The 23383-nt window shown below is 71.2% G+C and carries 29 protein-coding genes, 1 tRNA gene and 1 pseudogene; 18 read left to right on the top strand and 13 right to left on the bottom strand.

Annotated elements, in window-relative coordinates:
* Nucleotides 1-3 precede the first annotated feature (3 nt).
* Nucleotides 4-1017 carry a C40 family peptidase gene (locus ACTMSW_RS21580; protein WP_441182452.1) on the top strand — a complete coding sequence of 338 codons (1014 nt, stop codon included), beginning with the start codon at nucleotides 4-6 and terminating at the stop codon, nucleotides 1015-1017.
* A 111-nt stretch (nucleotides 1018-1128) separates the two neighbouring features.
* Here ACTMSW_RS21580 and dcd read toward each other — a convergent pair whose 3' ends face one another.
* Complete coding sequence (gene dcd / locus ACTMSW_RS21575) at nucleotides 1129-1707, bottom strand: dCTP deaminase (RefSeq protein WP_357032494.1); 579 nt, start codon at nucleotides 1705-1707, stop codon at nucleotides 1129-1131.
* A 78-nt stretch (nucleotides 1708-1785) separates the two neighbouring features.
* Here dcd and ACTMSW_RS21570 point away from each other — a divergent pair, with 78 nt between their 5' ends.
* Nucleotides 1786-2307 carry a pyridoxamine 5'-phosphate oxidase family protein gene (locus ACTMSW_RS21570; protein ID WP_441182451.1) on the top strand — a complete coding sequence of 174 codons (522 nt, stop codon included), beginning with the start codon at nucleotides 1786-1788 and terminating at the stop codon, nucleotides 2305-2307.
* 75 nt (nucleotides 2308-2382) lie between these two features.
* On the opposite strand, the gene ACTMSW_RS21565 is transcribed toward ACTMSW_RS21570, so the two are convergent.
* Entirely contained in the window at nucleotides 2383-3393 is a 1011-nt protein-coding gene (locus ACTMSW_RS21565; protein WP_441182450.1) for a zinc metalloprotease, read from the bottom strand.
* Between the two features lie 232 nt (nucleotides 3394-3625).
* Here ACTMSW_RS21565 and ACTMSW_RS21560 point away from each other — a divergent pair.
* Nucleotides 3626-3699: transfer RNA gene (locus tag ACTMSW_RS21560), tRNA-Gly, on the top strand.
* 88 nt (nucleotides 3700-3787) lie between these two features.
* Here the strand turns inward: ACTMSW_RS21560 and ACTMSW_RS21555 are convergent.
* Together ACTMSW_RS21555 and ACTMSW_RS21550 are read right to left on the bottom strand one after the other, a co-directional pair.
* Nucleotides 3788-3934: a hypothetical protein gene (locus tag ACTMSW_RS21555; RefSeq protein ID WP_441182572.1), complete on the bottom strand. Its 147-nt coding sequence runs from the start codon at nucleotides 3932-3934 to the stop codon at nucleotides 3788-3790.
* A gap of 36 nt (nucleotides 3935-3970) precedes the next feature.
* Nucleotides 3971-4051 (bottom strand): annotated as a pseudogene (locus ACTMSW_RS21550) (site-specific integrase); the annotation flags it as partial.
* On the opposite strand from ACTMSW_RS21550, the gene ACTMSW_RS21545 reads away from it, so the two are divergent.
* From ACTMSW_RS21545 to ACTMSW_RS21530, 4 genes are all read left to right on the top strand, one after another.
* Nucleotides 4019-4948 (top strand): nucleoside deaminase, encoded by a 930-nt coding sequence (locus tag ACTMSW_RS21545; RefSeq protein ID WP_441182449.1) that lies wholly within the window; start codon nucleotides 4019-4021, stop codon nucleotides 4946-4948. The pseudogene ACTMSW_RS21550 and the gene ACTMSW_RS21545 sit on opposite strands and share 33 nt — an antisense overlap.
* Entirely contained in the window at nucleotides 4888-5454 is a 567-nt protein-coding gene (locus ACTMSW_RS21540) for a hypothetical protein (protein ID WP_441182448.1), read from the top strand. Before ACTMSW_RS21545 ends, ACTMSW_RS21540 begins: the two co-directional genes overlap by 61 nt.
* Before the next feature lie 227 nt (nucleotides 5455-5681).
* Nucleotides 5682-6116: a DUF6228 family protein gene (locus ACTMSW_RS21535; protein ID WP_441182447.1), complete on the top strand. Its 435-nt coding sequence runs from the start codon at nucleotides 5682-5684 to the stop codon at nucleotides 6114-6116.
* Nucleotides 6117-6501: 385 nt separating this feature from the next.
* Nucleotides 6502-6831, top strand: coding sequence for a hypothetical protein (locus tag ACTMSW_RS21530; protein ID WP_441182446.1), 330 nt, complete (start codon nucleotides 6502-6504; stop codon nucleotides 6829-6831).
* A gap of 111 nt (nucleotides 6832-6942) precedes the next feature.
* Here the strand turns inward: ACTMSW_RS21530 and ACTMSW_RS21525 are convergent, their stop codons facing one another.
* The 4 genes from ACTMSW_RS21525 to ACTMSW_RS21510 form a co-directional block, all read right to left on the bottom strand.
* On the bottom strand, nucleotides 6943-7473 hold the full coding sequence (locus tag ACTMSW_RS21525) for a SigE family RNA polymerase sigma factor (protein WP_441182445.1): 531 nt from the start codon (nucleotides 7471-7473) through the stop codon (nucleotides 6943-6945).
* The gene (locus ACTMSW_RS21520; RefSeq protein ID WP_441182444.1) at nucleotides 7470-8597 is read right to left on the bottom strand and encodes a hypothetical protein; all 1128 of its coding nucleotides are present in this window, start codon (nucleotides 8595-8597) and stop codon (nucleotides 7470-7472) included. The genes ACTMSW_RS21525 and ACTMSW_RS21520 overlap by 4 nt, the downstream gene beginning before the upstream one ends.
* 79 nt (nucleotides 8598-8676) lie before the next feature.
* Nucleotides 8677-10068, bottom strand: a complete 1392-nt coding sequence (locus tag ACTMSW_RS21515) for a TolB family protein (protein ID WP_441182443.1) — start codon at nucleotides 10066-10068, stop codon at nucleotides 8677-8679.
* Nucleotides 10065-10568, bottom strand: coding sequence for a SigE family RNA polymerase sigma factor (locus tag ACTMSW_RS21510; RefSeq protein ID WP_441182442.1), 504 nt, complete (start codon nucleotides 10566-10568; stop codon nucleotides 10065-10067). The genes ACTMSW_RS21515 and ACTMSW_RS21510 overlap by 4 nt, the downstream gene beginning before the upstream one ends.
* A 65-nt stretch (nucleotides 10569-10633) precedes the next feature.
* Here ACTMSW_RS21510 and ACTMSW_RS21505 point away from each other — a divergent pair, with 65 nt between their 5' ends.
* On the top strand, nucleotides 10634-10762 hold the full coding sequence (locus tag ACTMSW_RS21505) for a hypothetical protein (RefSeq protein ID WP_441182441.1): 129 nt from the start codon (nucleotides 10634-10636) through the stop codon (nucleotides 10760-10762).
* Nucleotides 10763-10832: 70 nt separating this feature from the next.
* Complete coding sequence (locus tag ACTMSW_RS21500; protein ID WP_441182440.1) at nucleotides 10833-11711, top strand: LLM class flavin-dependent oxidoreductase; 879 nt, start codon at nucleotides 10833-10835, stop codon at nucleotides 11709-11711.
* Nucleotides 11712-11771: 60 nt separating this feature from the next.
* Here the strand turns inward: ACTMSW_RS21500 and ACTMSW_RS21495 are convergent, their stop codons facing one another.
* Nucleotides 11772-12203, bottom strand: coding sequence for an ASCH domain-containing protein (locus tag ACTMSW_RS21495; RefSeq protein WP_441182439.1), 432 nt, complete (start codon nucleotides 12201-12203; stop codon nucleotides 11772-11774).
* Between the two features lie 105 nt (nucleotides 12204-12308).
* On the opposite strand from ACTMSW_RS21495, the gene ACTMSW_RS21490 reads away from it, so the two are divergent.
* Complete coding sequence (locus ACTMSW_RS21490; protein WP_441182438.1) at nucleotides 12309-12830, top strand: alpha/beta fold hydrolase; 522 nt, start codon at nucleotides 12309-12311, stop codon at nucleotides 12828-12830.
* On the opposite strand, the gene ACTMSW_RS21485 is transcribed toward ACTMSW_RS21490, so the two are convergent.
* Nucleotides 12818-13915, bottom strand: coding sequence for a questin oxidase family protein (locus ACTMSW_RS21485; RefSeq protein ID WP_441182437.1), 1098 nt, complete (start codon nucleotides 13913-13915; stop codon nucleotides 12818-12820). The two genes, ACTMSW_RS21490 and ACTMSW_RS21485, sit on opposite strands and share 13 nt — an antisense overlap.
* Nucleotides 13916-13948: 33 nt before the next feature.
* The gene (locus tag ACTMSW_RS21480; RefSeq protein ID WP_441182436.1) at nucleotides 13949-14500 is read right to left on the bottom strand and encodes a phosphoribosyltransferase; all 552 of its coding nucleotides are present in this window, start codon (nucleotides 14498-14500) and stop codon (nucleotides 13949-13951) included.
* 186 nt (nucleotides 14501-14686) lie between these two features.
* Here ACTMSW_RS21480 and ACTMSW_RS21475 point away from each other — a divergent pair, with 186 nt between their 5' ends.
* The 4 genes from ACTMSW_RS21475 to ACTMSW_RS21460 all read left to right on the top strand — a co-directional run bounded on the left by ACTMSW_RS21475 (nucleotide 14687) and on the right by ACTMSW_RS21460 (nucleotide 19183).
* A complete protein-coding gene (locus ACTMSW_RS21475; RefSeq protein ID WP_441182435.1) occupies nucleotides 14687-15328 on the top strand; it encodes a septal ring lytic transglycosylase RlpA family protein in 642 nt (213 codons plus the stop codon).
* Nucleotides 15329-15428: 100 nt separating this feature from the next.
* Nucleotides 15429-16556 (top strand): PP2C family protein-serine/threonine phosphatase, encoded by a 1128-nt coding sequence (locus ACTMSW_RS21470; RefSeq protein ID WP_441182434.1) that lies wholly within the window; start codon nucleotides 15429-15431, stop codon nucleotides 16554-16556.
* 116 nt (nucleotides 16557-16672) lie between these two features.
* Nucleotides 16673-18529, top strand: a complete 1857-nt coding sequence (locus ACTMSW_RS21465; protein ID WP_441182433.1) for an acyl-CoA dehydrogenase — start codon at nucleotides 16673-16675, stop codon at nucleotides 18527-18529.
* A 384-nt stretch (nucleotides 18530-18913) separates the two neighbouring features.
* On the top strand, nucleotides 18914-19183 hold the full coding sequence (locus ACTMSW_RS21460; RefSeq protein ID WP_013730795.1) for a DUF6458 family protein: 270 nt from the start codon (nucleotides 18914-18916) through the stop codon (nucleotides 19181-19183).
* Nucleotides 19184-19243: 60 nt separating this feature from the next.
* Here ACTMSW_RS21460 and ACTMSW_RS21455 read toward each other — a convergent pair whose 3' ends face one another.
* Nucleotides 19244-19780 carry a SixA phosphatase family protein gene (locus ACTMSW_RS21455; protein WP_441182432.1) on the bottom strand — a complete coding sequence of 179 codons (537 nt, stop codon included), beginning with the start codon at nucleotides 19778-19780 and terminating at the stop codon, nucleotides 19244-19246.
* A 114-nt stretch (nucleotides 19781-19894) separates the two neighbouring features.
* Here ACTMSW_RS21455 and ACTMSW_RS21450 point away from each other — a divergent pair, with 114 nt between their 5' ends.
* Nucleotides 19895-20185 carry a DUF6458 family protein gene (locus tag ACTMSW_RS21450; protein ID WP_441182431.1) on the top strand — a complete coding sequence of 97 codons (291 nt, stop codon included), beginning with the start codon at nucleotides 19895-19897 and terminating at the stop codon, nucleotides 20183-20185.
* Nucleotides 20186-20319: 134 nt separating this feature from the next.
* Here the strand turns inward: ACTMSW_RS21450 and trhA are convergent, their stop codons facing one another.
* Entirely contained in the window at nucleotides 20320-20997 is a 678-nt protein-coding gene (gene trhA, locus ACTMSW_RS21445) for a PAQR family membrane homeostasis protein TrhA (RefSeq protein ID WP_441182430.1), read from the bottom strand.
* A gap of 107 nt (nucleotides 20998-21104) precedes the next feature.
* On the opposite strand from trhA, the gene ACTMSW_RS21440 reads away from it, so the two are divergent.
* The 3 genes from ACTMSW_RS21440 to ACTMSW_RS21430 are packed head-to-tail and all read left to right on the top strand — an operon-like array spanning nucleotide 21105 to nucleotide 23375.
* Entirely contained in the window at nucleotides 21105-21755 is a 651-nt protein-coding gene (locus ACTMSW_RS21440) for a 5-oxoprolinase subunit B family protein (protein WP_441182429.1), read from the top strand.
* Nucleotides 21752-22642 (top strand): biotin-dependent carboxyltransferase family protein, encoded by an 891-nt coding sequence (locus tag ACTMSW_RS21435; RefSeq protein WP_441182428.1) that lies wholly within the window; start codon nucleotides 21752-21754, stop codon nucleotides 22640-22642. The genes ACTMSW_RS21440 and ACTMSW_RS21435 overlap by 4 nt, the downstream gene beginning before the upstream one ends.
* The gene (locus tag ACTMSW_RS21430; RefSeq protein ID WP_441182427.1) at nucleotides 22626-23375 is read left to right on the top strand and encodes a LamB/YcsF family protein; all 750 of its coding nucleotides are present in this window, start codon (nucleotides 22626-22628) and stop codon (nucleotides 23373-23375) included. Before ACTMSW_RS21435 ends, ACTMSW_RS21430 begins: the two co-directional genes overlap by 17 nt.
* Nucleotides 23376-23383 lie beyond the last annotated feature (8 nt).

Genomic DNA, 23383 nt, shown 5'->3' with positions numbered 1-23383 from the left:
TCGGTGCCGGTGGCAACCATGCCCCCTCATCGTCGTGTCCCCGAACTGTCGGTTCGTCCGGGTGGCCTGCGCCGGGTCTTCCACCGTCTGCTCGTCCTGGTCGCCGCCGTCGCGGTGGGTGCCGGCGCGCTCGCCGCGCCCGCGTACGCGGAGCCCTCGGTCGACGAGATCGAGGCCGCGATCGACAAGCAGTGGGAGCAGTTGGAGCCCACCATCGAGCAGTACAACAAGGTGCGGGCGCAGCGGAAGGTCAACATCAAGAAGGCCGCCGACCTGCAGAAGAAGATCACCCCGCTGGCCCTGCAGAGCGAGCTGGCGATGAACCGGGTCGCCGACCTGGTCTCCCGGTACTACATCACCGGTCCGTCCCAGGAGATCGGCGCGCTGCTGGTCAACGGCAAGCCCACCGAGCTCGGTGAGCAGATGCTCATGCTGGACCGGTTGGCCGCCCAGGAGCGCAGCGAGGTGGCGGACGTGCTGGCGGTCCGCAAGAAGTACGACGACCAGAAGAAGAAGCTGGACGACCTGATCGAGGCGCAGGCCAAGCAGGAAGCAGACCTGGCCGCGAAGAAGAAGCAGATCGACGCGGAGATCAAGCGTCTCCAGGCGTCGCTGCCGAAGACCACGGTCAAGGTGACCAACTGCCCGACGATCAACGGCGTGGTCAGCGAGGCGGCGCGGGTCGCGATCAGGACCGCCTGTGCGCAGGTCGGCGACCCGTACGTCTGGGGCGCGACCGGGCCGAACTCGTTCGACTGCTCGGGCCTGACCCAGTACGCGTACAAGGCCGCCGGGGTCAGCCTGACGCACTTCACGGGAGCCCAGTGGAACGAGGGCCGGGCCATTCCGAGGTCCGAGGCGCGCCCGGGTGACCTGGTGTTCTTCTTCAGCGACCTGCACCATGTCGGGCTCTACCTGGGCAACGGCATGATGGTGCACGCGCCGCGCGCCGGCAAACCGGTCAACGTCTCCAGCATCAGCCACATGCCGGTGGCCGGGTTCCGTCGACCCAGCTGACCGGCGACGACAGGCGACGAAGGGCCCCGGACGGGAGACGTCCGGGGCCCTTGTCGTACGCCGGGAGGGGGTGGGGTCCGGGGAGCGGAGCCGGCGGTCGCCGGCGGTGCGTCAGCGGGTCGGCCAGGTGCGCCAGTGCTGCCAGGAGCGGCTCGGGGTCGGGCCGCGCTGTCCCTGGTAGCGCGAGCCGTAGACGGCCGAGCCGTAGGGGTGCTCGGCCGGCGACGAGAGCCGGAAGATGCAGAGCTGGCCGATCTTCATGCCGGGCCAGAGGGTGATCGGCAGGTTGGCCACGTTGGACAGTTCCAGCGTCACGTGGCCGGAGAAGCCGGGGTCGATGAAGCCGGCGGTGGAGTGCGTGAGCAGGCCGAGGCGGCCCAGCGAACTCTTGCCCTCCAGACGGCCGGCGAGCTGGTCGCCGAGGGAGATCACCTCGAGGGTGGAGGCGAGCACGAACTCGCCCGGGTGCAGCACGAACGGCTCGCCGTCGGGCACCTCGACCATCGACGTCAGGTCGTCCTGCTGCTGAGCCGGATCGATGTGCGTGTAGAGGTGGTTGTTGAAGACCCGGAACAGCTTGTCCAGGCGCACGTCGATGCTGGACGGTTGCACCAGCGTAGGCTCGAACGGCTCCAGCGCGAGCGCGCCCGCCTTGATCTCGGTGACCAGGTCGCGGTCGGAGAGCAGCATCGGAACACCATAGCGAGCGGACCGGACGACCTGCGTGTCGGACTGCGCGTTCGAACGTTTGTTCGATAGAATGCCGACATGGCTTCCTGGTCCGATTTCGCCGCCGACGAGCCCCGCCTCGCCGACGGGATCCGCCTCCTTCTGCAGCAGTACGGGCCGGGCTTCGGCTACCTCGCCACGGTCCGGGCCGACGGTGGCCCCCGTGTGCACCCGGTCTCCCCGATCGTCACCGACGAGGGGCTGTTCTGCTTCGTCATCGACTCACCCAAGCGCCGCGACCTCGAACGCGACGGCCGCTACGCGCTGCACTCCTTCCCGGCGGAGGAGAGCGACGACGAGGCGTACGTGGCGGGGCGCGCCCGGCCGGTGACCGACCCCGCCCGGGTCGCCCGACTGGCCCGCAGCTTCCGGGCCGCGCCGCACGTCGACTGGCGGCTCTTCGAGTTCACCGTCGACGTGGCGATGCTGACCCGGCGGGAGGCCGGGAGCGTCGTGGGCCACGGTCGGCCCGCCGTCCAGCTCTGGGTCGACCCGAGCGGCGGCGACCCGGCGGCCGTCGCCGAGTTACGCCCCGCCCGTCGCGACCGTGCGGCGGCCTGACCAGGAAAAGACCGGTGCCGGCTCCGTGGGACGGAGCCGGCACCGGCTTTCGTGCGCGGTGACGCGAGCGTCAGGTCACGCCGCGCGGTAGGTGTTCCAGGCGGTCAGCATGCGGCTGGCCTGACCTGCGGTGAACTGGTACATGCACGAGTCGTACGTGTAGTCCATGAAGTTGGTGATCGGGTCCTGCCCCGGAGCGGTGCAGGTGTCCCGGCCGGTCGGGCACGCGTTCGCCGGCGAGGCCTCTGCGGGGGTGTCGGAGACGCTGTCGCCGGAGCCCGAGCACCCGTTCTGGAAGGTGTGGTAGAGGTTCAGCCAGTGGCCGACCTCGTGGGTGCCCGTGTCGCCCAGGTTGTAGTTGGTGGCGGTTCCACCGGGCAGCGACTCGCTCAGCACGACCACGCCGTCCGAGCTGTTCAGCCGGCGGGTCGGGAAGGTCGCCCAGCCGAGCAGGTCGTCGCTCAGCTCGCCGAGGTAGATGTTCAGCGTGTTCTTGCCGCCGGTCCGCAGCGAGGACTTCATCGTCCGCTCCGCCGACGAGCCCTGCACGATCGGGTACCACGCCGGGTTGGTGACCCGGTTGATCTTCTGCAACTGGAACGCGAAGGCCGTGGCCGCGCCGCCGGTGCCGCCGCTGAACGACTGGTTCAGCACGCTGATCTGCGAGGTGATCATCGAGTCGGGGATGTTGCCGCCGGCCCGGGTGCTGTCCCGCTGGATCACGTGCACCACGACCGGGATCGTGACCGACGCCGCCGCTGCGGCGGTCGTCTTGAAGCCCTTCCGCTTCACCTGCTCCTGGACCAGGTCGGCCAGTTCGGCCTCACGCTGGTGCACCTGGGCGAGGGTGAGCGCGTTGGGATCGTGCTTGACGGCTCCTCCGGGGCGCACCTTCACCTTCGCCGAGGCGCCGGCCGCCTGCCAGCACTCCTCGGCGGAGACCGGGGAGGCCGCAGCGAGCGGGGCGCTGGATGGCGTCGTGGCCGTCGGCAGGACGCCGACCGTCGCAACGCCGAGCAGTAGGGCGAAGGACGTCGATGCGATGCCGGCGTTGCGCCGGGTCAGCAGGTTGGGACGAAGTCCCATGGGCCCACCTCTTTCTGACGGTGCGACCGGGGGTGTGTCGCACCGGGGCTGAGAACGTGTGGCAGACGTTACAACGCATCGACAGATTTGAGAACGGTCATATGTTGCCGGCAGGAAACTTTTTCCTGCTTTGATCGACGGTCCGTGATCGGAAGGACGCGTACGGTGTGGGTGACGCTCCGGGGGTACCTGGGTGCGTGGTCGTGGCGACTCGGGTACAGTGGTGCCGCCTGCGGGTGTAGTTCAATGGCAGAACATCAGCTTCCCAAGCTGACAGTGCGGGTTCGATTCCCGTCACCCGCTCCACGATCAAGGCCCTGGTCAGGACGCAAGTCCGAGCCGGGGCCTTCGATGTTGCTGGTCCGGCAGCGGCGGGTGGGCCATCCACGGGCCACTAGCCACGCTTCTTGCCCTTGCCGTTGGTCTTGTCCGAGGAACCTGCCGCCGGCTTCTTGGCCTTCTTGCGCTCAACCTTCACCGCGTCGCTCACCGCCTGGGCGATGGGCCGATCCGCCTCCGAGGTGGCGTGCTGGTAGATCATGGCCGCCTGCGATGAGTCGTGTCCCATCCGCGCCATGAGTTCCCGCGTGCTGGCTCCGGTCCGAGCCGCGATCGTGTTGCCGGTGTGTCGCAGATCGTGGAAGTGCAGACCTGGCACGCCGAGCTGGACGCCCAAGACGAGCGGTTCCTGGCAAGGGCCATCGAGATTTCAGGGCGCGCGTTGGAGGACGGGGGCAAGACCCCGTTTGGAGCCGTCGTCGTCATTTCCGGAGAGACCGTCGGCGAGGGAACCAGCAGCGTCGTCGAGCTGCGAGACCCGACCGCACACGCCGAAGTCATGGCCCTGCGTCACGCAGGCCGCAACCTCGGGCGACACCTCTTCGAAGACGGCATCATGTACGCCAGCAGCGAGCCCTGCCCCATGTGCCTGATGGCCTACTACTGGGCACGCATCCCCCGCTTAGTCTTCGGAGCCACCAGCCACGACGTAGCGACCTACGGCTTCGAATACCTCCAGTTCTACCGCGAGGTCGCCCAACCGGCCGAGCGCCGTTCACTGCGTGAAGAGGTTGCCAAGGGAGCGCTCCGGGACCAGGCCGTCGACGTGCTACGCAAGTGGGCCGACATGCTGCCGTCACCGGTCGAACCCAAGCTCTGGCAGAGCCCACGCACTGCCGAATTCCCCTCTTTAGGATCAAGGCGGCCCGCAAGCGGGCCGCGCCGGTCCGGCCCCGGCCTGCTGGCGACCTCCGGCCGGCATCGGCCGGGCCGGCCGGCCACGTTGACGAACGACGAGACCTTGAAGACCTCGGGGCTCTGCCCCGAACCCCGGCCCTCCTCAGAGATGCCGCCGCGGATCACCTCGCCGGGCACCACGAGGCTGGACGGTCTACGACTGCCCGACGAGGAGATCCGCTCTCAGGGGCCGCGAAGCCCACGCGCTCCCGGTATCGTCCGCTGTCACGCTATTGAAGCCTACGGGGAGGGGCACCGGTGTCGTCCGAGGTCTTGTTCTTTTCCGGGGCTGCGGTTGTGCTGTTGGCGGTTGCTGTAATGCTTGGCAGGTTGCTGGCCAAGCGGCGTCGTTGGGGACTTCTGCCCTTGGTGGTAGCCCTTGCCGCGTCGGTGTTGGTGCTGACGGTGATCACGGGGCCGCTCGGCGCACGGTCGCTGGCGGTTGTCCTTGCTACTTCGCTCTGGGGGACCGTCCTTTTGGCCACCGTCCTCTTGGTAAGGCGCTCACACTCACGCCTTGCGATCGTGGTCGGCGGGATAGGTGGAGTCATCGCGGTTCACGCGGCGATGGTCGCGTTTGTGGTGGTGAGGTTTAGCGCGACGGAGGCCCCCCGGGAGTACGCGCTGCTGTGGTTGCCGGCTGCAATGACGGGCGCGGTAAAGGATCTGGGCGAGCCGGGCAGCGGGGTCGAGACGCCGCTGTGGGCTCGAATGTCCCAGGACGCCGGCCTGTTGCCGTTGCTGGTGGTCTTGTTGTCGGGCTTTGCCGTGTCCTATGTGGCGCGCCGGGGGTCCCTCGCCCGCGCTGCCGACGCTCAGGTCTGAGCTGACGCTCCGGACCGCCCCGACAGGTGAGCGGTCCGCATCTAGTCCGCATGAGGTCCACAGACGGCGGGCGGCCGGTGTGAGATGTCGAGAGGCGTCTCCGCTGCTAGACCCCCATCCGCCCAGGTCGTCATGGCTGCAAGCTTGATCTCATAGTCCCTCGGTGGCCGTGCCGTTGGAAACACGGAGGCCAGGCCCCCCGGCGAGTGTGCATACTGCGAGCCACTATGAGCGAAGCGTTCGTTCTGCAGCCCTTCAGCGGCCAGCGGTGGATTGTCCATCTTCCGCAAGATCCGTACGGTGACGGCTACGTCTATACCATCGCGACGGAGCTGCACGACGACGGCCTGACCGCGTCGACGGTAGCCAAGATCGACGGACAATTCTTCGACCTTGATACGACCCTGTCCGGCTTTGTGCAGGGGCTCGCGGCTGACTGGCAAGGTTGGAACGGCGTCCGCACCTGGACGTCTTGGGAGCGCGAGCTTGCAATCGATGCTCGCCACGACGGCCGAGGTTACGTCTTGCTCGGTGTAACTCTCCGGGCTCCCGGCCTCGACCTAGACGACACGGCCTGGTCCGCCAGAGCAGTCTTCGTCCTCGAAGCCGGGGAGGCGATGACCCGCTGTGCTGCTGATCTCAGCCACTTCCTCCGTTCGTAGCCACCACGCCGACCACGTGCCATTAGCGTGCCATTGGCGGAGGCGAGCCAGTGGTAAGCCAGGCCACCGAGGACCGGAGAGACCAGGCTGCGGAGCCCTTGGCCAACCTCGCATTGACAATTCCCAAGCTGACAGTGCGGGTTCGACTCCCGTCACCCGCTCCACGATCGAGGCCCTGGTCAGGACGCAAGTCCGAGCCGGGGCCTTCGACGTTCCACGGCCCAGGATCATGCGGCGTGCCCTGCGGCCCGCTCATCCCGGTCCCGCCTGGGTTCGCTGGCCGCTTCCTGATCATCGTGCCGCCCGCCTTCCTGCCGGTCGTGTCCCTTGTGAAGGTGTCCTCGTGGGCGTCGGTACAGTCACGGCCGATCCGGGGAGGTCACCGATGGCAGAGGTCGACGTGGCGGTCGCGCGGATCCGGGCGACTTGGGCGTACCGGCTGCTGGTCGTCGGTTACCGATGCCTGCTCCTCGGACCGCTCCTGATGGGTCTCACGATCGGGGCGATCGCGCTCTGGTCCCTGAAGCCACCACTGGTCTGGGTGCCCATCGCCATCACCTTCGCGACAGTGGCCGTCGGGGTGGTCGGGATGTGGGTGGGCCTGGTGACTCTGTACGCCCGTGGACTCATGCCGCGTGGTGGCACCAATCGACACGCGGCCCTGATGAGGACTCTCCGACGGGACGTGCTGCCGGGGGCAGGGAGAGGCCGGTAGAGCACGTGCAAGGTGGTGTCACCGGAGGCCGACCCGTCACGCGCTCCAGCCTGAGGCCCCAGCTCAGGCTCGGTTTCCTGGCTGGGGCCCCGGTCACGTGCCGGCGGCTGGTCAGCTCGAGCCCGCCGGAGACTCCTGGAACGCCTCGGCCAACGGTCCGTCGATCCGGCGCAGGGCGGTCATCGCCCGGCTGGCGCGGCTCTTCACCGTGCCCGTCGAGCAGTTCAGCAGTCCGGCGATCTCCTGCTCGCTGAGCCCGGCCCAGTACCGCAGCACCAGCACCACACGCTGCCGGGCCGGCAGCCCCCGCAGCGCACTGAGCACCAGCCGAGCCGTGTCGCGCGGCTCGTAGGGGTCGGCCGCCCGCCGATCCGGCAGCTCCGCGGTGGGGACCTCCCGGCGCCACAGGCGCCGTCCGGCCCGCCAGGCCGCGCGCACCATCACCTGTCGGGTGTACGCGTCGGCGTCGCCGTCCGGGTGCAGCCGGTGCCAGGCACGGTACGTCTTGACCAGCGCCTCCTGGGCGAGGTCTTCGCCGTGTCCGTGGTCCCCGGTGAGCAGGGTGCCGTGCCGGACCAGGGTGGCGTACCGGGCGTTGACGAACTCGGCGAAACCCGCCGGACCGGCCGCGGGGGCGCTCACTTCCCCGCTCCCGGGGTGAGCAGGGCCCGGATCTCGGCGAGGAACCCGGCCGGCAACCAGACCCGTCCACCCATCGAGGAGGTGGCGAACGGACAGTCGTCGGTGCTGCTGATGGCGATCACTGCTTGGGGCATGCCGGACGGGTAGGTGAGGGTCAGTGTTGCCATGTCCGTGCTGGCGGCCTTCCAGAGCGGGGTGAGTTGTCGCGCCGAGGCGCACGGCAGCTCGCCGTCGTCCACGGCCCGGTCCAGTCCGCGCAGTCGATCGAGCACCTTCCCCACGGCAGAGGCATCGGTGGAGTCGAGCCGGTCCCGCTTCGCCCCGGCGAGGCTCGCCGTCTGGGCGGAATCGGGCAGGACCAGCCGGCCCGGCGGCACCGCCTCACTGCTGATCGAGCCGAGCAGATCGTCCAGTTCTTCGCTCGGAGTCTCGACGACGAGTCCTGCGCCGGCCCAGGGCAGGTAGACGTTGAAGGCCGTCCAGGTGGACCGTTCGAACGTACGGACGTTGCGGACCTCGTTGTCGGTCAGCCAGGCCGGCTGCCCGCCGGGCAGGATGACCTCGCTGACGCCCTCGCTGAACCTCGTCGGGGCTCTGTCGTAGGACCTCGGCTGCCAGGGGCGGACCTGGATCTGGGCGCGGGAGTCGCAGGCGCCGCCGGGAACCCAGTTGACATTGACCAGGATCGAGCCGGGGGTGATCTCGCAGTCGGTCACCTGCTTGGGGCTGTCGCCCTGAACCACCCTCCAGCCGCTCCGGATCCCCAGGATCAGCCCGTTGTTGATCCGTACGTCCGAGTCGGTCACCTTTGCCACCACCAACCGCCGTTCAGGTGGCCCTCCGACACCGGTGGGTCGTTTGCTCGGTAGCGGCGGTGAGGTCCGAGCGGCGTCGGTGCTCGCCGAGGGGTTCGCGGCCGGCGTACCGGTGCCCGTCCGGTTGGCGGCGACCAGGCCGCCGGTGGCGAGCAGGGCGACCGCGACGGCGCCGGCCGCGCCCGCCGTGGCCAGATGTCGGCGGCGGTCCACCCGTCGGCGCCGGAGCACCTCTGCCACCGGGTCGGCCACCCGTGGTCGGGTGTCGGCGACCGCCGCGTCGAGCAGCGATCGAATCCGCTCAGTCATGATGTGCCCCTACCTCCCCTGGTCGATGTCCCACCTGTCTAAAGACCCCGGGGAGCGCATCGGTTCCACTGAGTCGAGATCAGTGGCCGGCAGGACGTACGTCAGAGCCGCGGCCGATCAGAGCATCGCGACCGCCTCGATCCCTTCGAGCGCGGTACGCCGCGATGCCCGCCACCCCGACGGTGACGAGGAGGACCGCCCAGAACCAGAACCGGGGGCCCATCCCGTCCGGCGGGCTCGCGTCGCGGGTGCGACCGCTGCGGATCACGTCGTCGGAGACGTCGATCGCCACGACGCCTCTCGGGGCGGTGAGCAGGGTGGTGGGAGCGTCCGCGCCCGGGCCGAGGGACAGCACCCGGACGGTGCCGACATTGCCGTACGCCAGTCGCTGATCCATGTCGAGGGGCGCGTCGAACACGGCCGGCGTACGGGGTTCGGGAAGGTACGCGACGACCCGGGCGGACCCGTCCGTCGCCCATCCCAGCAGCCGGATCGCGGTCACACCGGAGACAGTCGGCGTGTCCATCGCGCCGAGGTCCCGGCCCGTGGCCGGGTCGATCCGCCGCAGGCTCCAGCTACCGCCGTCCCGTCGGGTGACCGTGAGGGTCCGTCCGTCGGTGCTCCAGGCACCCTTGCCGGCCAGTTCCGTTCCCGGCGCGAGGGTGAACGAGGAGAGCCGCCGGCCGTCCAGTTCGGAGATGGAAACCGTCCGTCCGGTCTGGAAGGCGAGCCGTACGCCGTCCGGGGCGAACGCCACGGGCGATCCGAGAGCCTCGTCGTCGGCCAGCCGGGTCCGGCGGTCATCGTCCAGCCAGACGATGCTCAGGACCTGCCGGTAGGCACTGCGCTCCGGGTTGGCCGGCACCGTGTCCCGGACGACCACCGCCCGACCGTCCGGCGACCAGCCCGCCGCTTCGACCATGACGGTGCCGGAGACCCCGCTGGACACGGTACGGCCGTGCCCGGTCGCGAGGTCGACGATATCCACGCGGGGAGGCGCGGAACTGATCGAGGTGAAGGCGATCCGCCGACCGTCGGGGGACAGCACGGTGTCCTGGCCGGCCTGCGCCTCGATCCCGCCCTTGATGATCCGGTAGCGGTCGGCGTCCGCACCGACGACCGCGATGATGCTGCCCTCGTCGCCGTACATCAGGCCCGGGGCCTGACCGGTGAAGATCACCGAGGCGGGACCGAGACGCGGCCGGTCGGTGGCATGCAGGCTGCCGAAGGGCGGCACGCCGACCCGGTCGGGCAGCGCCGCCCCCACCCCCGCCGCTGGCGGGTCGAGGGCGGGCCGAACCGCCCGCGGCAGCGCCGCCCCGACCAGCGCGACCAGCACCAGCGCCGCCACGGCGGCCAGCGCGTTGCGGCGGCGGGAGCGGCGGGCGGTGGCGAGCGCCCGCTCGTAGACCGGGTACGCCGGAACATCAGCCGCCGCCATGTGCAGCGACTCACGCAGTCGGGCGGTCATCGCGGAATCCTCTCCGCCGTGCTGTCGATCAGGTCGGGGGCGATGGCGCGCAGCCGGCGTACCGCGTCGTGGCCGTGCCTCTTGACCGTGCCGACGGAGCAGCCCAGCACCTCGGCGACCTGCGTCTCGGTCAGATCCTCGTAGAACCGCAGCACGACCACGGCGCGTTGGCGCGGGGTGAGCTGGCGGAGCGCGGCCGCCAGCGTCAGCCGCAGGGCGGTCGTGTCGGTGTGGTCGTCGCCGGGCCGGTCGACGGGCTCCGGGTCCAGCCGTTCGGCGAGCCGGCGTCGCCGCCACCAGGAGACCTGCTGGTGGTACATCACCCGCCGTACGTACGCCTCGGGGTCGCCGTCGCGGACGCGCCGCCAGTGCCGGTACGTCCGGGCCAGCGAGCTCTGCAACAGGTCCTCGGCGAGCTGATGATCGCCGGTGAGCAGGTAGGCCCTTCGGGACAGTGCCGGTGAGCGCTGCACCACGAACTCGTGGAACGACTCGGTCATGCCCACCCCCTCACCGGACAAGACGCCTCCCGTCTCCGCAATGGTTGAGGCCACCGTCGGCCAGGATGCGTTGGGCTCCGAACGAGGACGAGTTGGCCGAACTGGCCGACGTCGCCGCCGAGAGCGTCCACGAGCCGGGTGACCGACCGTTCCTGCGGCCGTGGCAGTTCGGCGTACCGACCTCACCGGCGTGACCTTCCGCGACGCTCAGAGATCCGCGCTCCGGCGAACCCTCTCCGGCCGGCCTCCCCGTACGCTGCGACCATGCGGATTGGCATCGTGATCCTGCCCGACCAGCGTTGGTCGGAGTCGCAGCGGCGTTGGCGTCAGGCGGACGAGTGGGGCTTCGACCACGCCTGGACGTACGACCACCTGGGCTGGCGTGACCTGGTCGACGGCCCGTGGTTCGACTCGATGGCCACGCTCACCGCCGCCGCCATGGTGACCGGACGGATCCGCCTCGGCACGTTGGTCGCCTCGCCGAACTTCCGGCACCCCGCCGCGTTCGCCCGGCAGGTGACCACGCTCGACGACGTGTCGGAGGGGCGGGTGCTGCTCGGCCTGGGCGCGGGGGGCATCGGGTTTGACTCGGCGGTGCTGGGTGGCGAGACGCTGCCTCCGCGCGAGCGGGTCGACCGGTTCGCCGAGTTCACCGAGCTGCTCGACCTGGTGCTGCGGGAGGACGGGACGACCTGGCGGGGTGACTGGTTCGCGGCGGTGGACGCACGCAACAACCCGGGCTGCGTGCAGACGCCCCGGGTGCCGTTCGTGATGGCCGCCAACGGGCCGCGCTCGATGCGGCTGGTCACCCGGTTCGGCCAGGGCTGGGTCACCACCGGGGTCGGCGGCGATGACGTGGAGAGCTGGTGGGACGGCGTCGCGGAGCTGTGCGGACGGATGGACAAGACGCTTGCGGCGACCGGCCGGGACCCGGCGTCCCTGGACCGCTACCTGTCGCTGGACGCCGCGCCGGCCTTCTCGCTGCGCAGCGCGGAGTTCTTCGCCGACCAGGTACGCCGGGCCGCCGCCCTGGGCTTCACCGACGTGGTCACGCACTGGCCCCGGGCCAGCAGCTGGTACGCCGGTGACGAGGCCGTGCTCGTGGACGTGGCCACCAACCTGCTGCCGGAGCTGCGCCGCTGAACCGGCGTGTTAAGCGGGGGCCCTTCCTCTACCGGAGGCGTTAACGGGGGGCCCTTCCTTTCAGGTGCTGAGGTCGCCGGTTCCGATGCCGCCGTCGCCGGCGGAGACCAGCCGGAAGCGTACGCAGACGACCTCCGTGTCGTCGGTGACCGGAGTGCCCATCCGCGCCCAGAAACCGGCGTGTCCCTCCCGCCACTCCTCGATCGAGCGGTCGCCCTCCCCCTCGGAGCGCGCGAAGTCCCAGGACACGTCGGCGAAGCGGACCACCTCGACACCGGTCACCTCGACGACGGCGACCAGCGCGTCGTGATCGTCGACGAGCACCAGCCGCTCGCCGACGTTCTCCACGTCCTCGTTCTCCCCGGCGTACTCGCTGAGCAGCCCGGCGGTCGCGGTCTTCACGCCGGCGAGCACGAGCGTGTTCAGGTTCGTCCGCATCTCACCGGGCGTACCGAGGTCGAGGGTGCGCAGTCCGCCGATCCGAGGCCACATTCTGCCGAGGCTACCGCCCGGTTTGGTCCGGCGTCGTCTCGATTGTCGCCCCCATCAGGGGCGGGAGCGGCGCTACCGTGAGGGCGACGAGGACGAGGAGAAGACATGGCGGACCGCCGGGCGGTGCTGATCCCGGGTCGGGGCTACGACACCCGCTACCCGCTCTTCGTCTACGCGGGTGAGGCGCTGCGTCGCGCCGGCTTCGCCCTGCACGCGATCTCCTGGCAGGTGCCCGACGACCTGGAGATGCCGCAGGCCCGGGGCTGGGTGGGCGGGCAGGTCGCCGCCACCCTCACCGAGCGGACGGACCTGCTGGTCGGCAAGTCCCTCGGCACCTTCGCCACACCGCTGGCCGCCGACCGCGGGCTGCCCGCGATCTGGCTCACGCCGCTGCTGCACGTGCCCGAGGTGGTCGACGGCCTGCGCCGGGCCACCGCGCCGTACCTGCTGGTCGGCGGCTCCGCCGACTCCTCGTGGGACGGCTCGGTCGCACGCCGGCTCACGCCTAACGTCGTGGAGATCCCGGAGGCCGACCACGCGCTCATGGTGCCCGGCCCGCTGGCCCGCTCCGCCGACGCGCTCGGCCGGGTGTGCAGCGCCGTCGAGGAGTTCGTTCAGACGAGCTGAGCGGCGTAGCCGGCGGCGTCGAGCACGCGAGCGTCTCCGGTCGCCCCGTACGCGTCGAGCACCGCGTCGGCCAGCTTGACCACGTGCGCGTCGCCGTGCCGGGCCGCGCGGGCGAAGACCTCCGCCGGGTCGCCACCGGTCACGGTCGGTGGCGCGGCGCCGCGCGTCGGGGCGTACACCGAGATCACGGCCGCCGTCGCGGCCCAGGCCGCCGCGACGCTCGGTGCCCACAGCTCCGGAGGAAGAGCCGGGAGCGTACGACCCACCGCAGTCGGCGCGGTCACGGCGTGCACCAGCATCACCGGCTGAGCGTGGCCGTATCGAAGGTAGTCCAGGCCGGCCCGGTGAGTGATCGCCACGAGGGCCCGCGCCGCCCCGGCCGCCGTCGGCGCCGGCGGCAACGCGCCGAGCGCGGTCTCCCATTCCGGTACGCCCACCAGGCGGCCCAGGCGCTCCCGGATGCCCCCGCTCCGGTCGGCGATCCGGGGCAGACCGGCCAGCGCGGCGGTGACCCGCGCGTCCTCGTTCCGATCGGGGTCGGCGGGCCCGGCGTCCGGAGCGGTGTGACCGCCCGGCGGGGTGGCCCGCGACGGGTCGAAGGGGAGCAGCCGTTCGGCCCCGGGCACCGGCTGCCACCGGGCGGCCCAGTAGCCGAGGGCATGGCCGAGCTCGGTCAGCCGTTCCGGCGTCTCCTGCCCCTCCCGCAGCGCGCGGACGGCGTGTCCGACCCGGATCACGCCGTGGGTGGCGCCGGCGGCGATGCCCGGCAGGAGCCGGGGCCACCAGGTGGCGAGCACCTTCCGCCAGGGACGTCGGCCTAGTTCGCGGTCGAAGTGAGCCAGCCAGTCGCCGGCCCGCTTCGGGTCACCGAGCGCCTCCCGCCAGTCGTCGACGGGCCGCAGCCCGCGGGGAAGCTCGTCCAGCCGCCCCAGGTACGCGTCGAGCCAGCGGTGCACGCCTCCTCCGTGGCCGTGCCGCACGAGTGCCTCCACGGCCATCGGACCGTGGTTGGACAGCCAGCCCTCGTACTCGGGTCCGGTGCGGTGCAGCCGCCGGTACGCCTCGTCCAGGATCTCGTCACCCATGCGCCGATCGTCGGATCTCAACCCCGCTTGAGGTCAACCCTCCAGTGCGGTGCCGGCGACGAGCCCGTGGACGCGCAGCTCGGCGACGGTCTCCGGCGCGCAGCCCACCACCACGGCGGCGGTGCCGACCGGCTCCGCCCCCCGCGCCGCGCAGATCTCGTACAGCGCGCGCACCTGGGCGCCGGTGGCCACCCAGTCGTCCACCACCAGCACCCGGTCCCCGGGGCCGAGGCTCCGCTCCCGGACAGCGAGGTCCACCCGGCGGCCCCGGAAGTCGGGTGGACTCTGCGCCCAGCGCAGCGGCCCGGCGGGAAGTCGACCGTCGCCGGGCTTGTGCGCCGGCACGAAGCCGACGCCGAGAGCCGTCGCCGCGAGCGGGCCGACGAGGAATCCGGTGACCGCCGGGGAGACCACCACGGTCGGTCGGGCGCCCCGGAACGGCGCGACCAGCGCGGGACCGAGCCGGGCGAGCACGTCCGGGTCGCGCCACCAGCCGGAGACGTCGCTGACCAGGTGGGTCGCCCCGGGACCCGGGTCGATCCACCGAACCAGGTCGACCAGACGTTCGCTCAGCTCAGCGGCCATGTGCCCATCCTGCGGGAGGCGATCCGCCCGCCGGTGACCCGGGCCGACCGGCCCATGGTGGATCGGATGATCGGCTACACGTACCACCTCAATTTCGGGCATACCATCATGATCACGTTGACTTCGGAAGTGCTTCTCTCGTTACGGTCCGACCCGGTTTGTTCAGCTAAGGAAAGGACCGGGCCGGTGGCTGGTAGGCACTCCCGTACCCGCATGATCTCCTCCCCGGCCGGCATCGCGGCCACCGCGGCGATCGGTGTCGCGCTCGCCGTCGGTGGCACCGTCGGCGCCGTCCAGCTGACCTCGGCCTCGGAATCGGCGCGGCCGGCCGCAGTCGACCTCACGCCGGCCACCCCGTCGGCCGAGCCGACCACGCCGTCGGCGCCGGCGTCGCCGAGCCTCAGCGCCAGCCCCAGCGCCGCGCCCAGCGTGAGCGCGAGCCCGAAGGCCACCCGCACGCAGGCGCCGTCGCGGAGCAGGCCGCGTACCGCCGCGCCGAAGCCGTCGCCGACCGCGACGAAGAAGACCAGCACCCGCCCGGTGGTGGACAGCGGCTCCTGCGGCGCGTCCTTCTACTCCGAGGGGCAACTGACCGCCAACGGCGAGACCTTCGACCCGTCGGCGCTCACCGCCGCGCACAAGACCCTGCCGTTCGACACGAAGGTCCGGGTCACCAATCCGTCGACCGGCAAGTCGGTGACGGTCCGGATCAACGACCGGGGTCCCTTCATCGAGGGGCGGTGCATCGACCTGTCCCGGGCCGCCTTCGCCGCCATCGCGCCGCTCGACGCCGGGCACGTGGAGGTCCGGTACGAGGTGCTCGGCTGAGCTGGTGCCCCACGGCGATCGGCCCCGTGTCGGGGACCGGCCGGCCAGAACCTCCTCGGACGACGGGCCAGGTTCATTCACCAGTTCACGTCCATCGGGCATGCTGTCCGGTGTACGCACGAAAGCCTTCCAGTCGGGCCGCGGCCCACTGAGCCCCGGATCCCGCGCCGGTCTCGGCGCGGCCCTCGCCCTGCTCGCACTCGTGTCCGCCGTGGAGCTGGCCGACGGTCGCGGGGCCAACTACATCGCGCTGATGGTGGCCGGACCCTTCCTCGCCGCCGCGCTGGCGTCCTGGCGGGTGGTGCTGGGCGTGGGTGCCGCCGCCACCGTGCTCGGGGCGAGCTTCGCCCTCGCCGAGCGGACGGTCTCGCTCTCCACGGCCGTCGCCGTCGCTGGGATCGCGCTGGGCACGGCGATCGCGGCGGCGACGGCGTCGGTACGCGAGCGCCAGGCCGAGCAGATCGCCGAGCTGTCCAAGCTCGCCGCGGTCGCCCAGCAGGCGGTGCTCCGGCCGCTGGGTCCCCAGGTCGGCACGCTCTCGGTCGCCGCCCGCTACATCTCGTCCACCGCCACCGCCGAGATCGGTGGAGACCTGTACGAGGCGGTCGACACCCCGTACGGCGTCCGCATGATCATCGGAGACGTACGCGGCAAGGGTCTGGACGCGGTCCGACTGGCGAGCATCGTGCTGGGCTCGTACCGGCACGTGGCGTACGAGCGGGCCGACCTGCGGGCCGTCGTCGCCGACCTGGACCGGGCGGTGGCCCGCAGCGTGGGTGACGAGGACTTCGTCACCGCCGCCCTGGTCGAGGAGCGAGGTGGCACGCTCACGATCGTCAACTGCGGGCACCCCCCGCCGCTGCTGCTGCGCCGGGGCGCGGTGATCCCGCTGGAGCCGCCGGCACCCGCTCCACCCCTCGGGTTCATGCCGGTGGTCCGGCCCCGGGTCGAGCGGCTGGAGCCCGGTGACCGGCTGCTGCTCTTCACCGATGGGCTGGGCGAGGCGCGCCGGGACGGCGAGTTCTTCCCGACCGCCGACCGCGCCTGGCGGCTGCTCGGTCACGGCACGGTCGGCGACGGACTCGCCTCGTTGGAAACCGCCCTGGTCGAGTGGGTGCGCGGTGGTCTCGACGACGACATCGCGCTGGTCCTCATGGAGTACCGGGGCTCGCGTACCGGCGTGACCGCCGCCGTGCCGAGCTGGGAGGTCGGCGCCACCGAGAACTGAACGGCAGGTGTGTAATCGCTGTCACTTCGGCGATCTGCTTGTCGTTGGCTACCCGCGAGTAATACAGTCTGGAGTTACTGATCGGTAACACCTGTCCGGAAGCGGGGCCAGCGAGCATGACCCACTACAAGAGCAACCTTCGGGACCTCGAGTTCAACCTGTTCGAGGTCTTCGGGGCGGACCGGACGTTCGGCCAGGCGCCGTACACGGAGCTGGACGTCGACACCGCCCGCAGCTTCCTCTCCGAGGTCGACCGCCTGGCCCGCGAGGACCTCGCGGCCAGCTACACGGACAGCGACCGCAACCCGCCGGTCTTCGACCCGGCGACGCACACCGCGCCGCTGCCGGAGTCGTTCAAGAAGTCCTACAAGGCGTTCATGGACTCCGAGTTCTGGCGGCTGGACCTGCCCGAGGTCCTGGAGGGCAGCAACGCCCCCCGCACGCTCTGGTGGTCGATCGCCGAGCTGGTGCTCGGTGCCAACGCCCCGATCTGGATGTACTCCTCCGGCCCGTCCTTCGCGCACGTGCTCCACGTCGAGGGCACCGAGCAGCAGAAGAAGTGGGCCAAGCTCTTCGTCGAGAAGCAGTGGGGCTCCACGATGGTGCTCACCGAGCCGGACGCCGGCTCGGACGTGGGTGCCGGCCGTGCCCGCGCCATCCAGCAGCCGGACGGCTCGTGGCACATCGAGGGTGTCAAGCGCTTCATCACCTCCGGTGAGCACGACCTGAGCGACAACATCGTCCACTACGTGCTGGCCCGCCCGGTCGGCGTCGAGGGCGTCGGCGGTCCCGGCACCAAGGGCCTGTCGCTCTTCGTGGTGCCGAAGTTCCACTTCGACGAGGAGACCGGCGAGCTGGGCGAGCGCAACGGCGTCTTCGCCACCAACGTCGAGCACAAGATGGGTCTGAAGGTCTCGAACACCTGCGAGGTGACCTTCGGCGAGCACGGCGTACCGGCCAAGGGCTGGCTGCTGGGCGAGAAGCACGACGGCATCCGGCAGATGTTCATGATCATCGAATACGCCCGGATGATGGTCGGCACCAAGGCGATCGCCACCCTCTCCACCGGTTACCTGAACGCCCTGGAGTACGCCAAGAACCGGGTGCAGGGCGCCGACCTGACCCAGATGGCCGACAAGACCGCGCCGCGGGTGACCATCACCAACCACCCGGACGTCCGCCGGTCCCTGCTGCTCCAGAAGTCGTACGCCGAGGGCCTGCGCGCCCTGGTCTGCTACACCGCCTCCTGGCAGGACAAGGTCGCGATCGCCGAGGCGTCCGGCGACGAGAAGGCCATCAAGCTGGCGAAGCGGGTCAACGACCTGCTCCTCCCGCTCGTCAAGGGCGTCGGTTCGGAGCGGGCGTACGAGCTGCTCGGCCACGAGTCGCTCCAGACCTTCGGCGGCTCCGGCTTCCTCCAGGACTACCCCCTGGAGCAGTACGTCCGGGACGCCAAGATCGACACCCTGTACGAGGGCACCACCGCGATCCAGAGCCTCGACCTGATCTTCCGGAAGATCGTCCGGGACAACGGCAAGGCCCTGATGGCGGTCGCCGGCGAGATCCAGGAGTTCATCACCACCGAGGGCGGCAACGGCCAGCTCAAGGTGGAGCGGCAGGCGCTCGGCAAGGCGCTCGCCGAAATTCAGACCATGCTCGGCGTGATGACCGGCTGGCTGGGTGAGGCGCAGGCCGGCGACACCCGGGCGCTCTACAAGGTCGGCCTGAGCAGCCGACGCTTCCTGCTGGCCATCGGCGACCTGATCGTCGCCTGGCTGCTGCAGAAGCAGGCCGACGTGGCGCTCAAGGCGCTGGCCGGCGACGTGCCCGCCGCCGACAAGGCGTTCTACACCGGCAAGGTGGCCGCCGCCCGGTTCTTCGCCCGCGAGGTGCTGCCGCGCCTCGGTGCCGACCGTCGGATCATCGAGGGTGCCGACCTCGACATCATGGACCTCCCGGAGGAGGCCTTCTGATTCACCCCGTACCGCTGCGCGGTGCGGTAGGCCCGGGTGCGACCCGGGAGTGAGCTGGTCACGACGGCCGGCGGGCTGCGGCCCGCCGGCCGTCGTGTTACGCGCCCGCCAGGGGAAGCGACCGCTTGGCACCGCATCGGTACAGATTGGCGTCGGACCTGGTCGCGCTGTTTCGGCGACTCTCCGTCCGTCTGCGACGGGTCGGCGGGGTCGCCCGGTCCGTCACCGGTCGCAAGCAGCCCTTCGTGGGATCGATCGTCACTCCGGTGTCCGTCAATGATCAGTCGGCGATTGACCGGCGCACACCGGGTATCCCGTCGGCGTGGCGGGTAACCGTCGCGTCAGAGAACGCCCAGAGCCACCGCACGGGGGAGTGCAGCGCACATGGGCATTGGTAGCGGGATCTTCCTGATCGCCATCGGCGCGATCCTCACCTTCGCCATCCGGGCGAACGTCTGGTGGGTGGACCTTCGCGCGGTCGGCTGGGTGTTCATCCTGGCCGGGCTGGGCGTACTGCTCACCACGCTCTGGTTCTGGCAGGACCGGCGCAAGCGGGCACGAACCCTCATCGTGGAGGAGAACCGCCTGTCGCACCCGACCGCGATGATGCCGCCGCCGCCCGACCCGCCACCGCCGACGGCGCCCCCCTCCTGAGTGGGGAAGGCGCCACCGTACGCACCACCTGAGCCACCCGTCGCAGTCGCGGCGGGTGGCTCAGCCGCGTGCCGTGTGCCGGGCGGTGATGGCGGTGCGGCCCCGTTCCACCTGCGCCCAGTCAGCGGCCGTCCGGTGCACCACCACGTCACAGCTCCGCAGGCCGTCCCGATCCGCGTGCTCCGGGTCGAGGAGTGCCGACAGGAGCGAGACGCCGGGATTGTGGGCGATCAGCAGCACGGTGCGCGCTGCCGGGTCGACCCGGTGCACCAGGGCCAGCAGATCCTCCGGCTGTGCCTCGTACGCGTCCGGTTCGTAGCGGACGGTCGGGGCCGGCCCGGCGGAACCGCCCTCCGGCGGCGTGCCGGTCATGCCCAACGCCACGCCGTGCCACGTCTCGCGGGTGCGCCGCGACGTCGAGCAGAGGACCACGTCGGGCAGCAGGTCGTGCCGGGCGAGCCAGGCGCCGGCGGCGGCCGCGTCGGCGCGGCCCCGGGCGGCCAGCGGGCGCTGGGCGTCCGGTCCCTCGTCGGGCGGCTCGGCCTTGGCGTGCCGCAACAGCACCAGCGTGCGTTCCCGGGCGTGGGCGTCCGTCATCTCCCCAGCTTGCCCGATTGGGGATCTCACCGCCGGGGTAAGTCGAGGGAGCCGCAACCTCATCTATGGCCGCGGTGGACGGATACTCCAGGTGACAGCCGAGGAGGCGACGAGATGGGCGTTGGTGCCAGTATCTTCCTGATCGCACTGGGTGCGATCCTCGCGTTCGCCGTGGAGGCGAACCTGGGGTGGCTCGACCTCGCCGTGGTCGGCTGGGTGCTGATGCTCGCCGGCCTGGCCGGGCTGCTCACCACCCTCTACTTCTGGAACTCGCGTCGTCGTACCGTCGTCGCTCCCGCGACCGTCCGGCGGGAGCGGGTCGTCGCCGACCCGGTCGTGCCGGTGCAGGACGACCGGGTGGTCGAGGAGTACCGCGAGGTGCGCCGACCGGGTCGGACCATCTGATCCTGATCTCCAGCCACCGGGGGCTCCGCAACGAGGCGGGGCCCCCGGTTCCTGTGCGGGCACTCCTGCCGTCAGGTGTTAAGAAGGGGCCCTTCCTCTACCGGAGGCGTTAAGAGGGGACCCTTCCTTACACCTCAGGCGAAGAGGGCGAAGTAGATCGCGATGTGGTGGCAGATCGCCGCCACCAGCGTGCAGGCGTGGAAGAACTCGTGGTGACCGAAGACGGTGGGCCACGGATTGGGCCGGCGGAGCGCGTAGAACACCGCGCCGACGCTGTAGACGGCACCGCCGACGGCCAGCAGCACCAGGGCGGTCACCCCGCCCTCGCGCAGGATGTCGGGGAGCATCGCCACCGACACCCAGCCGAGTGCCAGGTAGAGCGGGGCGGAGACCCAGCGCGGAGCGTGCGGCCAGACCACCTTGAGCGCCACGCCGCCCAGCGCCCCACCCCACACCAGGGAGAGCATGATCGTCGCCGTGCGCGGGTCGAGCAGGAGCACACAGAACGGTGTGTACGTGCCGGCGATGAACAGGAAGATCATCGAATGGTCCATCCGGCGCATGATCTGGTAGCCGCGCTCGGACCACACGCGGCGGTGGTAGAGCGCGCTGGTGCCGAAGAGGCCGCAGATGGTCAGGCTGTAGATCAGGCAGCTGACGAGCGGTGCCCAGCCGGGCCGGGACGCGGCGATCGAGCAGAGCACGATGCCGCTGACCAGCGCGACGAAGAACGCGTACGTGTGCAGCCAGCCGCGCATTCGGGGCTTACCGATGTCGACCGGCTTCAGGCGAAGCGGTGCGGAGGTGGTCACCCCCACAGGTTACGACACCGTAGGTTACTTCTTGGTAGTGCCGCCTGTCACGGGACATGTCGGGCCGGCCGACCCCGGGTGGCGAATCGATCGGGAAGGATGGCGGGATGCGGATCCGGCCGGTCGGCGCCCACGCCCTGCTGCTCGGCTGCGCCGAACCCGAGGCCGACGGTACGCCGCCCGACACCACGGACGTCGCCGCCCGGGTAGAGGCGTGGCGCGCCGAGCTGTGGCACCGGCGGGACCGGGGTGACCTGGCCGCGCTGGAGATCGTGCCGGCCGCGACCACCGTCCTGCTGGACGGCGTACCGGACCCGGTGGCCACCGCCGCCCTCGTCGCCGGCTGGACCCCGGAACCCCGGACCACCACGGCCGCCGCCGGAAGCGTCGACGTTCCGGTGACGTACGACGGGGAGGACCTGCCCGTCGTCGCCGACCACTGGGGCGTCGACGTGCCGGCGGTCGTCGACCGGCTGGCCGGCACGGCGTTCCGGGTGGCCTTCTGCGGGTTCGCGCCCGGTTTCGCGTACCTGACCGGGCTCCCGGCCGACCTGTCCGTGCCCCGGCTGTCCACACCGCGCGCCCGGGTGCCGGCCGGTTCGGTCGCTCTGGCCGGCCCGTACGCGGGCATCTACCCGACCGCGTCCCCGGGCGGCTGGCTCCTCGTCGGGCGGACCACGCTCACCCTGTTCGACGTGCACGCCGACCCGCCCACCCGACTCGGCCCCGGTACCAACGTCCGGCTGGTGCCGGCGTGACCGCATCCGCGCCGGACCCGGGCACCGGCACGTCCGGCGAGATCGAGGTACTCCGCGCCGGTGCGCTCACCACGGTGCAGGACCTGGGTCGGCCCGGCTCGGCGCACCTCGGCGTCCCCCGGTCGGGTGCGCTCGACCCGGACGCGCTGCGCCTGGCCAACCGGCTCGTCGGCAACCCCGAGTCCGCCGCCGGTCTGGAGATCACCCTCACCGGCTGTGAGCTGCGGTTCCGGCGGGCCGTCACGGTGGCACTGACCGGTGCCGACGTCGCCGTACGGGTCGGTCGGCGTCCCGGGGACACCGGCCGGCCACTGTCCGTCCCGGCCGGGGCGGTGCTCCGCGTCGACGTTCCCCGCGTGGGCCTGCGGACCTGGCTCGCCGTCGGCGGGGGGATCGCCGTCGAGCCGGTGCTCGGCAGTCGCGCCACCGACACCCTCTCCGGCCTCGGTCCGCCCCCGCTGCGCGACGGTGACCGGCTGCCCGTCGGCACACCGGCCGGACCACCCGCCCCCGTGGACGTCACCGTCACGCCACCGGTCCCCGACGAGCTGCGGCTGACCGTACGCCTCGGCCCTCGCGACGACTGGTTCACCGCCGTCGCGCGGGAACGGCTGCTCGGCGGCGCGTACGTGGTGAGCCCGTTGAGCAACCGGGTCGGCGCGCGGCTGACCGGCGCACCGCTGCCCCGCGCGGTGGCCGGGGAACTGCCCAGCGAGGGCATCGTCCTCGGCGCGGTGCAGGTGCCGGCCGGCGGGCAACCGCTGGTCTTCCTCGCCGACCACCCGACCACCGGCGGATACCCGGTCATCGGAGTGGTGGACGACGTGACCCCGCTCGCACAGGCGCGCCCAGGCACTACGGTGAGATTTCATGGACCTCAACGCTGACCTCGGAGAGGGATTCGGCGTCTGGCGGCTCGGCGACGACACGGCACTGCTGGACCTCGTCACCTCCGCCAACGTCGCCTGCGGCTTCCACGCGGGGGACGCGTCGACCATGCGCCGGGTCTGCGAGGCGGCCGCCGTACGCGGGGTCGCCGTCGGCGCCCAGGTCGGCTACCGCGATCTCGCCGGTTTCGGCCGGCGGCACATCGCGTACGCCTTCGCCGAGCTGCGTGACGAGATCACCTACCAGCTCGGCGCCCTCGACGCGTTCTGCCGGCTGTTCCGCACTCGGGTGCGCTACCTGAAGCCGCACGGGGCGCTCTACCACGCCGCCGCCTGTGACGAGTCCCAGGCGGCGGCCGTGGTCGCCGCCCTCAGCCAGTACGACGACCAGCTGCCGTTGCTCTGCTCACCCGGCTCGGTGGTCGCCCAACTCGCCATGGGCGCCGGGCTGCGCGTCGTCGGCGAGGGCTTCGCCGACCGGGGCTACCTGCCCAACGGCCTGCTGGTGCCCCGGACCGCGCCGAACGCGCTGGTCACCGACCCGGAGGAGGTGGCCGAGCGGGCGGTACGGATGGCCACCGAGCGGACCGTGATGGCCGTCGACGGCAGCGTGATCCCCTGCCCGGTGGAGTCGGTCTGCCTGCACGGCGACAGCCCCGGCGCGGTGCGCGCGGCCGAACTGGTCCGCGCCGCCCTCATCGACGCCGGCGTCACGCTCACTCCGTTCGCGTGAAAGGAAGG

The sequence above is a fragment of the Micromonospora sp. BQ11 genome (genome assembly GCF_052068135.1).
In the GTDB taxonomy this organism is placed as follows: Bacteria; Actinomycetota; Actinomycetes; order Mycobacteriales; family Micromonosporaceae; genus Micromonospora.
The sequence above is the reverse complement of the archived record's forward strand: the minus strand, read 5'-3'. Positions and strand labels throughout refer to the sequence as shown.